This is a genomic window from Gordonia sp. PP30 (genome assembly GCF_023100845.1).
GTDB lineage: Bacteria > Actinomycetota > Actinomycetes > Mycobacteriales > Mycobacteriaceae > Gordonia.
On the sequence record NZ_CP095864.1, the window covers coordinates 1,621,809 to 1,634,958 of the forward strand.

The 13,150-nt window shown below is 71.3% G+C and carries 12 protein-coding genes; 8 read left to right on the plus strand and 4 right to left on the minus strand.

The features are described from left to right. Window positions 1-48: 48 nt before the first annotated feature. Together MYK68_RS07360 and MYK68_RS07365 are read left to right on the plus strand one after the other, a co-directional pair. On the plus strand, window positions 49-933 hold the full coding sequence (locus MYK68_RS07360) for a tetratricopeptide repeat protein (RefSeq protein ID WP_247867964.1): 885 nt from the start codon (window positions 49-51) through the stop codon (window positions 931-933). A gap of 256 nt (window positions 934-1,189) precedes the next feature. Further along, window positions 1,190-3,079, plus strand: coding sequence for an HNH endonuclease signature motif containing protein (locus MYK68_RS07365; protein WP_247867214.1), 1,890 nt, complete (start codon window positions 1,190-1,192; stop codon window positions 3,077-3,079). On the opposite strand, the gene glgB is transcribed toward MYK68_RS07365, so the two are convergent. The 4 genes from glgB to MYK68_RS07385 are packed head-to-tail and all read right to left on the minus strand — an operon-like array spanning window position 3,076 to window position 8,802. Then, window positions 3,076-4,917 carry a 1,4-alpha-glucan branching protein GlgB gene (gene glgB / locus MYK68_RS07370; RefSeq protein ID WP_247867215.1) on the minus strand — a complete coding sequence of 614 codons (1,842 nt, stop codon included), beginning with the start codon at window positions 4,915-4,917 and terminating at the stop codon, window positions 3,076-3,078. The genes MYK68_RS07365 and glgB overlap by 4 nt on opposite strands. Beyond that, window positions 4,914-6,947, minus strand: coding sequence for an ATP-dependent DNA helicase (locus MYK68_RS07375; RefSeq protein WP_247867216.1), 2,034 nt, complete (start codon window positions 6,945-6,947; stop codon window positions 4,914-4,916). The genes glgB and MYK68_RS07375 overlap by 4 nt, the downstream gene beginning before the upstream one ends. After that, complete coding sequence (locus MYK68_RS07380; RefSeq protein WP_247867217.1) at window positions 6,944-7,531, minus strand: isochorismatase family protein; 588 nt, start codon at window positions 7,529-7,531, stop codon at window positions 6,944-6,946. The genes MYK68_RS07375 and MYK68_RS07380 overlap by 4 nt, the downstream gene beginning before the upstream one ends. After that, window positions 7,528-8,802 (minus strand): nicotinate phosphoribosyltransferase, encoded by a 1,275-nt coding sequence (locus tag MYK68_RS07385; protein ID WP_502798326.1) that lies wholly within the window; start codon window positions 8,800-8,802, stop codon window positions 7,528-7,530. Before MYK68_RS07385 ends, MYK68_RS07380 begins: the two co-directional genes overlap by 4 nt. A gap of 61 nt (window positions 8,803-8,863) precedes the next feature. On the opposite strand from MYK68_RS07385, the gene clpS reads away from it, so the two are divergent. From clpS to MYK68_RS07415, 6 genes are all read left to right on the plus strand, one after another. Then, a complete protein-coding gene (gene clpS / locus MYK68_RS07390) occupies window positions 8,864-9,166 on the plus strand; it encodes an ATP-dependent Clp protease adapter ClpS (RefSeq protein ID WP_247867219.1) in 303 nt (100 codons plus the stop codon). Then, window positions 9,166-9,747: an oxidative stress transcriptional regulator AosR gene (gene aosR / locus MYK68_RS07395; RefSeq protein ID WP_247867220.1), complete on the plus strand. Its 582-nt coding sequence runs from the start codon at window positions 9,166-9,168 to the stop codon at window positions 9,745-9,747. Before clpS ends, aosR begins: the two co-directional genes overlap by 1 nt. Next, a complete protein-coding gene (locus tag MYK68_RS07400; protein ID WP_247867221.1) occupies window positions 9,741-10,823 on the plus strand; it encodes a P1 family peptidase in 1,083 nt (360 codons plus the stop codon). The genes aosR and MYK68_RS07400 overlap by 7 nt, the downstream gene beginning before the upstream one ends. Before the next feature lie 65 nt (window positions 10,824-10,888). Beyond that, the gene (locus MYK68_RS07405; protein WP_247867965.1) at window positions 10,889-11,467 is read left to right on the plus strand and encodes a rhomboid family intramembrane serine protease; all 579 of its coding nucleotides are present in this window, start codon (window positions 10,889-10,891) and stop codon (window positions 11,465-11,467) included. Then, the gene (gene murI, locus MYK68_RS07410) at window positions 11,464-12,258 is read left to right on the plus strand and encodes a glutamate racemase (RefSeq protein WP_247867222.1); all 795 of its coding nucleotides are present in this window, start codon (window positions 11,464-11,466) and stop codon (window positions 12,256-12,258) included. The genes MYK68_RS07405 and murI overlap by 4 nt, the downstream gene beginning before the upstream one ends. 83 nt (window positions 12,259-12,341) lie before the next feature. Continuing rightward, window positions 12,342-13,121: a cyclic nucleotide-degrading phosphodiesterase gene (locus MYK68_RS07415; RefSeq protein ID WP_247867223.1), complete on the plus strand. Its 780-nt coding sequence runs from the start codon at window positions 12,342-12,344 to the stop codon at window positions 13,119-13,121. Window positions 13,122-13,150 lie beyond the last annotated feature (29 nt).

The window sequence follows — 13,150 nt, forward strand, 5'->3', positions numbered from 1 at the left end:
AGTCCCCGAAATCGCCAGCAGGCCGCCGGTCTGCAGGCCGCCGCAGCCATGTCCGGTGCCGTCGATCTGTCCGGTCTCGCCGCCAAGGCGGAGGCCGCGCGCCGCGCTCCCACTCGTCCGCCGGGCGGCGGCGCACCGGGCGCCGCCGGCCCGGTCGTCGTCGACGTGACCGATGCGAGCTTCGAGACCGAGGTCATCGGGCGGTCGTCGCAGCAGTTGGTGATCGTCGAGCTGTGGGCGGCGTGGTCGCCGGAGTCGCAGCAGTTCTCACCGCTCCTGGAGGCGCTCGCCGAGCGCGCGGGTGGCGAGTGGGTGCTGGCTCGGGTCGACGTCGACGCCAGCCCGGGGATCGCGCAGGCCTTCGGTGTGCAGTCGGTCCCGATGGTGGTCGCGCTCGCCGCCGGTCAGCCGGTCGCGGCCTTCAACGGCCCGCAGCCGGCCGCGCAGGTCCAGGGCTGGATCGACGAGGTGCTCGCCAAGGTCGGCGGGGTGCTGACCGGTGCGCCGGGCGGCGCACCCGAGCCCGAGCAGGACCCGCGGATGGCCGCCGCGGAGCAACTTCTGAACGACGGCGACGTCGACGGCGCGCTCGCGCTCTACCGTCAGGTCGCCGAGTCGGACCCGAACGACGTGGAGGCCGCCTCGACGGTCCGCAACCTCGAGTTCATCGTGCGGGCGCAGGGCCACGACCCGTCGATCATCGACACCGCGGCCCCCGGTGACCTCGACGCCCAGCTCGCCGCCGCCGACGTGCTGCTGCTCAGCCAGCAGCCGGAGGCCGCGTTCGACCGGGTCCTCGCCGCGGTCCGCGCCTTCACCGGCGACGACAAGGACCGCGCCCGCAAGCGGCTGCTGGAGCTGTTCGAGCTCTTCGAGCCGACCGACCCGATGGTCGCCGCCGCACGCCGTAGACTGGCGGCCGCCCTCTACTGATCGCGCGAGCAACGCTCTCGCACAAAGCGGCACCCGACCTCTTCGAACACGTAACCCCTGAGATCTCCTCATCAACGGCTGCATCACCGCTGAATCGGTGCCTTCGGGCGACCGTGGCCGCATCGATAATTGTTGTCGTACCCAGGTCTTATAGTCATGGTGACGGTACAGAAAACTCGGGTGGCACACACCACGATGTGTCTATATCGTAGATCATAGATAGATCGAACACATCACTTCGGGGGAGGTGACCGCTATGGGGACCGACACGATCGGCGACGCGTTCGCCGCCCGCTGGACGGGGGTCGATCTCACCGCGGCCGGGATGGTCCCCGCCGACCAGGCCGACAGCGAGAAGGCTCAGTGCCGGTCGTGGGCGGTGTACGCCGAGGCCGCCTGGCGGGGTCAGACGTTCCTGTACTGGCAGCAGTTGTATGCCGTTGGCCAGTTCCTCGACATCGCCCTGGCCACCCTCGACGACCGCGTCTGCGGCGGTGAAGACCAGCATGACTTGTTCGACCCGTACACGGTCGCGGTGGAATACTTTGCGCTCTGCTTCGCCGGGAACCGGCGGGCCTCCCGCGCTCTGGTCGGGGCGGCGATCGCCGCCGCCGAGCGGCTCCCGGCGACTGCGGACCTGCTGCGCCGGACCGTGATCAGCCCGGAGATGTTCGAGAAGGTGGCCTATCGCACCGACATCGTCGACGATCCGGCGGCAGTGGCGCAGGTCGATGCCGATCTGGCCGGTGCGCTCGCGGTGGCCGGGCACATCTCGGAGAAGGCAGCCGTGCGGATTGCCGACCGGGTCGTGAACACCCGGGATGCCGAGGCGGACCGGAAACGGCGGGACAAGGCGCGGCGCCGGAAGAACGTCACCAGCCGTGATTTCACCGACGGTCTGGGTGGGGTCACGATCACCGCCGATGCCGAGGAGGCCCGTCTGGCGTATGAAGCGGTGGAGGCGATGATCGGCGGGGTCTGCCCGAACGACCCCCGCAGCAAGGGGATGTTGCGGTCGGCGGCGGCGATCGCGCGGCTGCGGCGGCTACCGTTCACCTGCGCGTGCACCGACAAAGAAGTCTGCACCGCGACCCTTGGTGAGGAGGAGATATCTGAGCGGCAGGCCCGGATCATCGTGCATGCGGTCTGTCAGAAAACTACCCTGACCGGCGACGACGATGAGCCGGCGTTCCTCGATGGACACGGCCCGATCAGTGCCGGGCATGTCCGGGACCTCGCGCAACGCCCCGACGCCCTGGTCCGGGACCTCGACCTGGGTGCTTTACTGAACCCTCGGCTCGGTGCGGGGACCCCCGAGGATGGCGACGCCCCGGCCGGTGCTCCCGCGGATCCGGACGAGTACACCATTGACCCCGACACCGATGCCCCGGGCGGCGGACACGGCGCCGGAACCCGGCCCCGCGCCGCCGCCACCGGCCGGTCCGACGATCCACACGCCGGCCGGTCGGCCGAGTTCCGGCCCACTGACGACCGCAGACCGGCCGAGGGCCCCGGACAAGCCGCGAACAACGACCCAGAATCCGGTGGCGGGGTCCCGGCGGCGTTTCTGGCCGGTCAGGCACTGCCGAGTGACCCCTACCGGCCCACTGAAGCCCTTAGCGTCTTGGTACGGGCGTTGTTCGGGACCTGTACCGTACCCGGGTGCGAGCAGCCGGCCTGGAACTGCGAACTCGATCACTGCGAGGAGTTCGACCAGCTCTGTCCCGCCTCCGGCGGCCCGACCTGTTTGTGCAATATCGGACCCAAATGCAAACGCCATCACCTGCTGAAAACGTTCCTCGGCGCGGCCAACCCCGAGGACGGTTGGGTCGACGAGCAATGGATCGACCAGCAGGGTGTGGTGTGGACGGCGATCACCGTGCACGACACCATCGTCGAGACCCGCGCGGAGAATCAGTGGCTGTTCCCCCAACTCGCTGGGGTGAGCTGTGCCCACCAAGCCCACCCGCCACCCGAACCACCACTGCGGGGCCCATGCCGGCCGGACGGTGCGGATGGGAGCGTGGCAGGGGGCGGTCTGCGAGCCGCTACCGCGTACAAACACGCCTGGCGTCGCCGCGAACGTGCGCGCTTGCGCCGCGCCCGGGAACGTGCCGACGTCGCCGACGGCCCACCACCGTTCTAAAGACCAGGCGGAGGCGAGCCTTGTGGACGCTGTGGCGTGAAGAAGACCGCGGACTCGGCGGGGAGGGTGAGGCACGCGCTGAACGGGCGGCCGTGGCTGGGTATCTCCTCGGCGGTCACCGCGCCGAGGTTGCCGACGCCGCGGCCGTCGTAGTCGCGCGCGCCGGTGTTCAGGATCTCCCGCCAGCGGCCGCCGGACGGGAGGCCCAGCCGGTAGTCGTACAGGTCGCGGGGCGAGAAGTTGAACACGCACGCGACGGTGCCGCCGGGGGCCTCCGGATCCACCGCGCGGCGCAGGAAACCGATCACCGTATTGGTGGTGTCGTTCGCGTCGAGCCAGGCGAAACCGTCCGCGTCGCAGTCGAGTTCGCCCAGCGCGGGCAGTTCCCGGTACAGCCGGTTCAGGTCGGCGGTCACCCGGGCGATCCCGGCGTGCGCGGGGTCGTCGAGCAATGTCCAGGCGGGACCGTCGACGTCCGACCACTCCGCGGGCTGGCCGAACTCCTGGCCCATGAAGAGCAGCTTCTTACCCGGGTGCGCCCACTGGTAGGCGAGGAGCGCGCGGACGCCGGCGGCCCGGTCGGAGCCCGCGGGCAGCCGGGTGAACAGCGTGCCCTTGCCGTGCACCACCTCGTCGTGGCTGAGCGGCAGCAGGAAGTTCTCGGCGGTCGCGTAGCTCAGCGAGAAGACGAGACGGTCCTGGGCGCGGTGCCGCTCGTGGTGGGGGAGAGCGATGAAGTCGAGGACGTCGTGCATCCAGCCGAGGTTCCATTTGAGGTCGAACCCGAGTCCGCCGCGCCCGGTCGGCGCGGTGACCCCGGGCCACGCGGTGGATTCCTCGGCGATCATCAGGGCGCCCGGAATCCGTTGGTGCACAGCGTCGTTGAGTTCCTGGAGGAAGTCGACGGCGTCGTCGTTCTCGTGGGTGCCGCGGGCGTTGGGGCGCCACTGGCTGGGGCCGCGCGAGTAGTCGAGGTAGAGCATCGCGGCGACGGCGTCGACGCGCAGACCGTCGAGATGGAACTCCTCGCACCAGAACAGCGCGCTCGCGATGAGGAAGTCGCGGACCTCGGCGCGGCCCCAATCGAACGCGTAGGTGCCCCAGTCCGGCTGTTCGCGGCGCAGCGGATCGGCGTGCTCGTAGAGCGGTGTGCCGTCGAACCGGCCGAGCGCGAACTCGTCCTTGGCGAAGTGCGCGGGCACCCAGTCGAGCAGCACCCCGATCCCGGACGTGTGCAGATGGTCGACGAAGAAGCGGAAGTCGTCGGGCGTGCCCAGCCGCGTGGTCGGCGCGAAGTACGAGCCCACCTGATACCCCCACGACCCGCCGTACGGATGCTCGGTGATCGGCAACAGCTGCACGTGGGTGAAGCCCAGTGCCGCTACGTGATCGGCGAGCAACGGCGCCAGCTCCCGGTATCGCAGGCCGGGCCGCCACGACGGCAGGTGCACCTCGTACATCGAGATCGGCCGGCGCCGCGGGTCCGTGCGTGCGCGGCGCGCGAGCCAGGCGTCGTCGTGCCACGGGTACGACGACGCCGGGGTGACCACCGACGCGGTCTCCGGCGGGCACTGCGCGGCCCTGGCGAGGGGATCGGCTTTGTCGCGCACCACCCCGTCGGCGCCGGTCACCCGGTACTTGTAGCGGTCTCCCGGTCGTGCGCCGTGGACGACGGCCGACCACACGCCGTCGCGGCCCCGGGACATCGGGTGCCGGCGGCCGAGCCAGGAATCGAAGTCGCCGAAGACGGTCACCGCGTGCGCGTTCGGCGCCCACACCCGGAACTCGACGCCGTCGCCGAGAACGAAGGCGCCCTGGCGTTCCCAGAGCGGGATCACGAGTGGTCTCGGCGCGGAGGTTCCGGCGCGGACAGCCGGCGCAGGGCCGAGCGCACAACGGCCGGGTCGACGGTCCGCCAGAACGGCGGCAGCCCGGCCACCAGGTAGCCGCCGTAGCGAGCGGTGACCAGCCGGGAATCGAGCACGGCTACCACGCCGCGGTCGCCGTCGGCGCGCAGCAGCCGGCCCGCGCCCTGGGCCAGCAGCAGCGCCGCGTGGTTGGCCGACACGGTGAGGAAACCGTTGCCGCCGTGCGCATCCACGTCACGCTGGCGCGCGGCCAGCAGCGGGTCGTCGGGCCGGGGGAAGGGGATCCGGTCGATCAGGACCAGACTCAGCGACCGGCCGGGAACGTCGACGCCCTGCCACAGCGACAGCGTTCCGAACAGGCACGTCGGCTCGTCGGCCGCGAACTTCTCGATGAGGCTCGACGTGGTGTCGTCGCCCTGACAGAGGATCGGCATTCCCAGCCGCTCGCGCAGCGCCTCGGCGGCCTGCTTGGCGGCGCGCATCGAGGAGAACAGGCCCAAGCTGCGACCGCCCGCGGCGTTGATCAGGTCGGCCATCTCGTCGAGGGTGGCCTCGGCCGGTCCGTCGCGGCCCGGTGCCGGAAGCTTCTTGGCGACGTACAGGATCGCCGAGCGGGGATAGTCGAACGGGGAGCCGACGTCCAGTCCGCGCCAGGTCGCGTCGTCGTCGCCCTCGGTGTGCGCCGGGAGCCCCCAAGTCCGCGCGAGCGCGTTGAAGTTGCCGCCGATGGTCAGCGTGGCGGAGGTCAGGATCACCGTGGCGTTCTCGAACAGCGAGGTGCGCAGCAGCCCGGCCACGTTGAGCGGAGCGATGAAGAGCGCACGACGGGTCGCGCCGCCGCGGGGCAGGCGCTCTTCGGACAGCCAGATCACGTCGCGGCGCTTGGCCGGATCGGGTTCGGTGAAGACGGTCAGGATGCGCACGACGGTGTCGTGCAGGTTCTCCGTGGCGCTGATCGCCATCTGCCGGGACGCCGCCGCATCGGCGTCGGCGGGCTGCGACTTGTCGGTGGGCGCGATCTCGGTCCGCGCCTCCCAGAGGCGATCGCGCAGCGAGGCGAGGACCTCGGCGGCACCCGCGGGCAGCCGCAGCCATTCGCCGACGCGGGCGTCGTCGAGGAGGAGTTCCAGCTGCTGCGCGGCCCCGGCCAGGGTCTCGGCGGTCTCGGTGGAGATCAGTTTGCCTGCCCGGCGGCTCACGTAGCTGACGCCCGCGGCCGACAGTTCCTCGGTGGAGACCGAGGTGATCCGGTCCACCAGCTCGTGCGCCTCGTCGATCACCACCACGTCGTGCTCGGGCAGGATCGTCGCCGGGCTCATCGCGTCGATGGCCAGCATGGCGTGGTTGGTGACCACGACGTCGGCCTGCGCGGCCCGGCGGCGCGCCGCTTCGGCGAAGCAGTCCTCGCCGAACTCGCAGGCGGACGCGCCGATGCACTCGCGGGAGCTGACGCTCACCTGCCGCCACGACTTGCCGTCGACGCCCGGGTTCAGGTCGTCCCGGTCGCCGGTCTCGGTCTCCGAAGCCCATTCGCGAATGCGCTTGATGTCCCGCCCCATCCGGGAGAGCTCGAACGCGTCGAACATGCCCTCCTCGGGCTCCTCCGCGGCGCCGGAGTGAATCTTGTTGAGGCACAGGTAGTTCGCGCGCCCTTTGAGGATCGCGAACGACGGTTCACGACCGACCGGCCCGGCCAGTGCGCCGCTGAGCCGGGGCAGGTCGCGCTCGGTCAACTGCCGCTGCAATGCGATGGTCGCGGTGGAGACGACGACGGTGTCGCCGGTCTCGACGGCGTGCCGGACGGCCGGCACCAGATAGGCGAGCGACTTGCCGGTGCCGGTGCCGGCCTGCACGGCGAGGTGCCGCTCGTCGTCGATCGCCTCGGCGACGGCCGACGCCATGGTCAGCTGCCCGTCGCGGCGGGAGCCGCCGAGCGCGGACACCGCCGCCTCGAGCAGCGCGGGCACGTCGGGCAGTGTGGACTCGGTGCGCTCGCTCACTCGGCCACGGCGCCGGTGTACAGCAGTTCGCCCTCGAATGTGACGCCGGCCTCGCGCAACCGCGCCTCGGCGCGCTCCCACGACCGCGGGGAGATGGCCGCGGTGAAGTTGAGCAGCACGCGCGTGTCGAAACCGGCGCGGGCCGCGTCGAGCGCGGTCGCGGCGACGCAGTAGTCGGCGGCCAGCCCGGCCACGTCCACCGCCCGGATACCCCGGGTCCGCAGCCAGTCGGTGAGCGACTCGCCGTCGTCGGTGGTGCCCTCGAAGCCCGAGTACGCCGCGCTGTAGGCGCCCTTGGAGAAGACCGCGTCGAAGTCCACGTCGTCGAGTTCGGGGTGGAAGCCGACGCCGTCGGTGTGCACCACGCAGTGCGGCGGCCACGAGTCGACATAGTCGGGGTGCTCGGAGAAGTGGTCGCCCGGATCGATGTGATAGTCCCGGGTGGCGACGACCACGTCGTACTCGCCGACCAGGGTGGTGACCGCGACCGCGACCGCACCGCCGCCGGACACGGCGAGCGAGCCGCCCTCGCAGAAGTCGTTCTGGACGTCGACGACGATCAGTGCGCGGTGCGGATGGCTCATGGGGTCTCCGGGGTCGGGGTGTCGGCGAAGCGGGTGCCGATGGCCGGTTCGCCGTGGCTCAGGCCGAGGCCCTCCCACGGCAGGCTCACCAGCCCGCGGGCCAGATGGGTGCGCGCGTCGGTGAGCGTCGGCAGCCCGTCGACCCGATCCCCGCCGCGGACCAGCGGGATCTGGAGTTCGCGCACGTTCAGGGTACCGGCCGCGTCCGGCGGCAACGCGGTGCCGTCGCGGTAGAGGATCTCCTCGACCACCGTGCCGGTGTCGCGGGCCGTGCGGACCGCCCGCTTGGCGCCGCCGCGGCTCTCCTTGTGGCTGGCCCGCTTGGACACCGGGATGCCGTCCACTTCCACGAGCTTGTAGACCATGCCCGCGGTGGGCGCGCCGCTGCCGGTCACCAGCGACGTCCCCACGCCGTAGATGTCCACCGGTTCGGCGCGCAGCGACGCGATCGCGTACTCGTCGAGGTCGCCGCTGACGACGATCTTGGTCCGCGTCGCCCCGAGGTCGTCGAGCTGCTGGCGGACCTGCCGGGCGAGCATGCCGAGGTCGCCGGAGTCGATGCGCACCGCGTTGAGTTCGGGCCCGGCCACCTCGATCGCGTTCCGCACGCCGGTGGTGATGTCGTAGGTGTCGACCAGCAGGGTGGTGCCGGTGCCGAGCCGGGCGATCTGCGCGGCGAACGCGGCGCGCTCCCCGCCGCTCCCGGCGAAGGAGAGCGTCCAGGCGTGCGCCGCGGTGCCTGCGCTGGGCACACCGTAGGTGCGGGCGGCCTCCAGGTTGCTGGTGGCGGTGAGTCCGGCCAGATAGGCGGCGCGGGCGGCCGCGACGGCGGCGCGCTCGTGGGTGCGCCGCGAGCCCATCTCGATGATCGGGCGCCCGGCGGCCGCGGACACCATGCGGGCGGCGGCCGAGGCGATCGCGCTGTCGTGGTTGAGGATCGAGAGGACCAGCGTCTCCAGGATCACGGCCTCGGCGAAGCCGCCGCGCACGGTGAGCACGGGGGAGCCCGGGAAGTAGAGCTCGCCTTCGGCGTAGCCGTCGATCTCGCCGGAGAAGCGGTAGCCGGCCAGCCAGTCGAGGGTGGCCTCGTCGACGATGCCGGTCAGCGCGCGCAGTTCGTCGTCGGTGAACCGGAAGTCGGCGAGTTCGTCGAGCAGTCGCCCGGTACCGGCGACCACCCCGTAGCGGCGGCCGTCGGGCAGCCTGCGGGCGAAGACCTCGAAGACGCAACGACGGTCGGCGGTCCCGGCCGCGAGCGCCGCGGAGATCATGGTGAGCTCGTACTGATCGGTCAGCAGCGCGGTACTGGTCACATTCGCTACCCTATAGCTCATGGCGCTCGAGGAATCGGCACCCGGGACGAGCACCGGTACGGCGGTCGCCGAACCGGAAGCTGCCGTCGACCGACCCTGGGTCACCATCGTCTGGGACGACCCGGTGAATCTCATGAACTACGTGTCGTACGTGTTCCAGAAGCTCTTCGGCTATTCCGAGCCGAAGGCGCGCGAGCTGATGCTTCAGGTCCATCACGAGGGCAAGGCCGTGGTCTCGTCCGGCGACCGCGCGAAGATGGAGGGCGACGTCCGCAAACTGCATGCGGCGGGCCTGTGGGCCACCATGCAGCACGACTCCTGATGCGCACCTGGACGCGGCGCGGCACCGGTGGCGAGGCGCGGATCTGCTCCAATCTGGAGAGCTACGAATGCCAGCTCCTCGCGTCGATGGTCACCTCGACGTCGGAGATCCTGTCCGAACGGGCCGAGTCCGCGCCGCGCGATTCGCTCGCCGATCTGACCGGGATCCGGACCGGTCACACCACCGCGCCGAAGGACGTCACCCTCGGCCGTCTGCTGCCCGACTTCCATCGCCCCGACCAGGACGAGCTGCTGGCCGCCGGGCCGGTCGCGGCCGACCTGAACGGCGCGCTGCGCAGTCTCAACGAGCCGCGGATCATCGACGCCAAACTGACCGCGGCGGCGGTGGTGCTCGACACGCTGCCGGCCGGGGGCGGCGACGTGGCCCTGACCGAGGAGGAGGCCGACGAGTGGCTCACCGCGCTCAACGACGTGCGGCTGGCCCTCGGTGCGATGCTCGGCATCACCGATGACCACGGCACTCCGGCCCCGGACGACCCGCACGCCGGTCACTACGACGTCTACCAGTGGCTCACCGTGGTACAGGAACTGCTGGTCGAGGCGTTGATGGGGCCGTGCTGACGCGGCCGGGCGACCGGATCACCGACATCGCCGGGATCACCGTCGGGAATCACACGCGGCTCGACGACGACGTGGTGCTCGGCACGCTCACCGAACCCGGGACGGGGTGGGCCACCGGCACCACCGTGGTGGTCGTGCCGGACGGCGCCACGACCGCGGTCGACGTCCGCGGCGGCGGCCCCGGCACCCGTGAGACCGATCTGCTCGACCCGGTGAACACCGTCCGCGGCGCGCACGCGATCGTGCTGTGCGGCGGCAGCGCCTATGGACTGGCGGCCGCGGACGGCGTGATGGCCGAGCTCGAGCGCGACGGCCGCGGGATCGGCATGGATCTGCTCGGGCACACGGTGCCGATCGTTCCGGCGGCGGTGATCTTCGACCTGCCGGTCGGCGGCTGGACGCAGCGTCCCGACGTCTCGTTCGGCGCCGCCGCCTACCGGGCCGCCGCGGCCGACTTCGCGATCGGGACCGCGGGCGCCGGCACCGGTGCCCGCGCGGGAGCGCTCAAGGGCGGGCTGGGGACGTCGTCCATCCGGCTCGCCGACGGGCCCGCGCGCGGACTGACGGTGGGTGCGCTGGTGGTGGCCAATCCGGTCGGCGCGGTGATCGATCCGGTCACCGGATTGCCGTGGGGCGGAGACGATCTGGCCCATCACGGACTGGTGCCGCCGGATCCCGGCGAGGTGGCCGCCTACGCGGCGCTCGATGCCAAGGGGACGGCTCTCAACACCACGATCGGGGTGGTCGCGACCGATGCGGCGCTGCCGGTCGCCGCGACCCGCCGGCTGGCGATGTCCGGGCACGACGGCCTGGCGCGGGCGGTGCGGCCGGCGCACTCGCCGCTCGACGGTGACACGCTGTTCGCGGTCGCCACCGGTGGCGTGGCCGCCGACCCCGGGGCGGCGGTGCCGATGCCGCCGGGCATGGATCCGGATGCGCCGGTGATCGCGGCGCTGTGCGAGGCGGCGGCCACCGCCGTGCAACGCGCCGTGGTGTCGGCGGTGCTTGCGGCGACGTCGGTGGCGGGTGTGCCCGCGTACCGGGACGTGCTGCCGTCGGCGTGGGCGGCTCGGTGACCGGGCGGAACGTCCCGGCGCGTACCGACGAGTCCTGGCCGCGGTGGCAGCGCAGCGCGGTGACCATGGCGGTGATCGTCGCCGGGCTCTTCGTGATCGAGATCGTCGACGCCGCCACCAGGTACCGGCTGGACCGGCACGGGATCGTGCCGCGGTCCGTCGACGGCCTGACCGGCATCCTGTGGGCACCGCTGCTACACACCGACTTCGCGCATCTGATCGCCAACGTGATCCCGGGTGCGGTGCTCGGCTTCCTGCTGCTCATGTCGGGGAGGTTCCTGGTGGTCACCGCGATCGTCTGGGTGATCTCCGGGCTCGGGGTGTGGCTCACCGCGCCGCCGCAGTCGGTGACCGTGGGCGCCTCCGGAGTGATCTTCGGCTGGCTGACCTATCTGCTGGTCCGCGGCATCTTCAACCGCGACGTCTGGCAGGTGCTGATCGGTCTGGTGATCCTGGTGGTGTACGGCGGGGTGCTGTGGGGAGTGCTGCCGTCCGCCGGCTCGGTGAGCTGGCAGGGGCACCTCTTTGGCGCGGCGGGCGGCGTACTGGCAGCCTGGACCCTGGCCGGGAACGACCGCCGCGGCCGTCTCCCGCGGGACGGTCGCCCGCAGAACGAAGGAGGCCCGAGATCTCTCTCGACGTGAACCAGGCCCCGATCGGGATCTTCGACTCCGGTGTCGGCGGCCTGACCGTCGCCCGCGCGATCATCGACCAGCTGCCCGACGAGGACGTGCTGTACATCGGTGACACGGCGAACGGGCCGTACGGTCCGCTCACCATCCCGGAGATCCGGCGGCACGCACTGGCCATCGGTGACGAACTGATGCGCCGCGGCGTGAAGGCCATCGTGATCGCCTGCAACACCGCCTCGGCGGCCTGCCTCAGCGACGCGCGTGAGCGCTACGCGCCGATCCCGGTGATCGAGGTGGTGCGCCCGGCGGTGCGCCGTGCGATCGTCGCCACCAAGAACCGCCGGATCGGGGTGCTCGGCACCGAGGCCACGATCGCCTCGCGCGCCTACCAGGACGCGTTCGGGGTGGTGCCCGATCTGGAGGTGACGGCGGTGGCCTGTCCGCGGTTCGTCGACTTCGTCGAGCGCGGCATCACCTCCGGCCGGCAGATCCTCGGGCTCGCTGAGGGCTACCTGGAACCGCTTCAGGAGGCGGGCGTCGACACCGTGGTGCTCGGCTGCACGCACTACCCGTTGCTGTCCGGCGTGATCCAACTCGTCATGGGCGACGACGTGACCCTCGTGTCGAGCGCCGAGGAGACCGCCAAGGACACCTTCAAGATGCTCACCGAGACCGACACCCTGCACCCGCACACCGGACGCGGCGCGGCCCGAATGTTTTCTGCCACAGGCGATCCCGCGTCCTTTCAGAGGCTTTCGACCCGGTTTCTAGGGCCGACCGTCGGTGATGTGACCCACGTGTAGGCGCGCCCGGGCCCGATGACGGGACGGGCGACAGGCGGGGGTTTGACGTCTCTCGTCAGGCGTGTCGTGGCAGAGTGGTCACCATGCGTTTGACGGTCCTCGGATGCTCCGGCAGTGTGAACGGCCCGAATGGTCCGTGTTCGGGCTACCTTCTGCAGGCCGATGGACACGACCCGGTTCTGGTCGACTGCGGACACGGAGTGTTCGGCGTTCTGCTGCAGCACGCGGACCCGAACCGGGTGGCCGTCATGCTCTCCCATCTGCATGCCGACCACTGTCTCGACCTGCCCGCCATGCTGGTCTGGCGACGCTGGGCGCCGGAGAAGGCCACCGAACGCTCGCTGCTGTTCGGCCCGCCCGGCACCGCGTTGCGGATCGGTTCGGCGTCGTCGGAGTATCCCGGAGAAGTGGACGACATCAGCGACACCTACGACGTCCACGAGTGGGTCGACCGTGCGCCGGTGACGGTCAACGGGCTGACCGTGGAGCCGTTCAAGGTCGCGCACCCGCCGTCGACCTTCGGGCTGCGCATCACCGGACCCGACGGGGAGGTCCTGGTCTACAGCGGCGACACCGGCTACGCGGATGTCGTCGTCGACCTGGCCCGTGATGCGGACCTGTTCCTGTGCGAGGCGTCGTGGACGCACGCCCCGGATCGGCGCCCGCCGGACATGCATCTGTCCGGCGTCGAGGCGGGCCGGCTGGCATCGCGGGCCCGGGTGCGCTCGCTCGCGCTGACGCACATCGTGCCGTGGGCCGACGCCGACGAGATCCTCGACGAGGCCAGCGGCGAGTACAAGGGCCCCCTCCAGCTGGTCCACCAGGGCCAGGTGATCGAGGTCCGTCCGCCGTTCCCGGGCTGAGTTCGCGACGCTCGGACGCGGCCCGCGAC

What these genes read in the sequence shown, in the direction of transcription:
- MYK68_RS07360 (WP_247867964.1), top strand. Translation starts at nt 49, where the DNA reads ATGTCCGGTGCCGTCGATCTGTCCGGTCTCGCCGCCAAGGCGGAGGCC.
- MYK68_RS07365 (WP_247867214.1), top strand. Translation starts at nt 1,190, where the DNA reads ATGGGGACCGACACGATCGGCGACGCGTTCGCCGCCCGCTGGACGGGG.
- MYK68_RS07380 (WP_247867217.1), bottom strand. Translation starts at nt 7,531, where the DNA reads ATGAGCCATCCGCACCGCGCACTGATCGTCGTCGACGTCCAGAACGAC.
- MYK68_RS07385 (WP_502798326.1), bottom strand. Translation starts at nt 8,802, where the DNA reads ATGATCTCCGCGGCGCTCGCGGCCGGGACCGCCGACCGTCGTTGCGTC.
- clpS (WP_247867219.1), top strand. Translation starts at nt 8,864, where the DNA reads ATGGCGCTCGAGGAATCGGCACCCGGGACGAGCACCGGTACGGCGGTC.
- aosR (WP_247867220.1), top strand. Translation starts at nt 9,166, where the DNA reads ATGCGCACCTGGACGCGGCGCGGCACCGGTGGCGAGGCGCGGATCTGC.
- MYK68_RS07405 (WP_247867965.1), top strand. Translation starts at nt 10,889, where the DNA reads ATGGCGGTGATCGTCGCCGGGCTCTTCGTGATCGAGATCGTCGACGCC.
- MYK68_RS07415 (WP_247867223.1), top strand. Translation starts at nt 12,342, where the DNA reads ATGCGTTTGACGGTCCTCGGATGCTCCGGCAGTGTGAACGGCCCGAAT.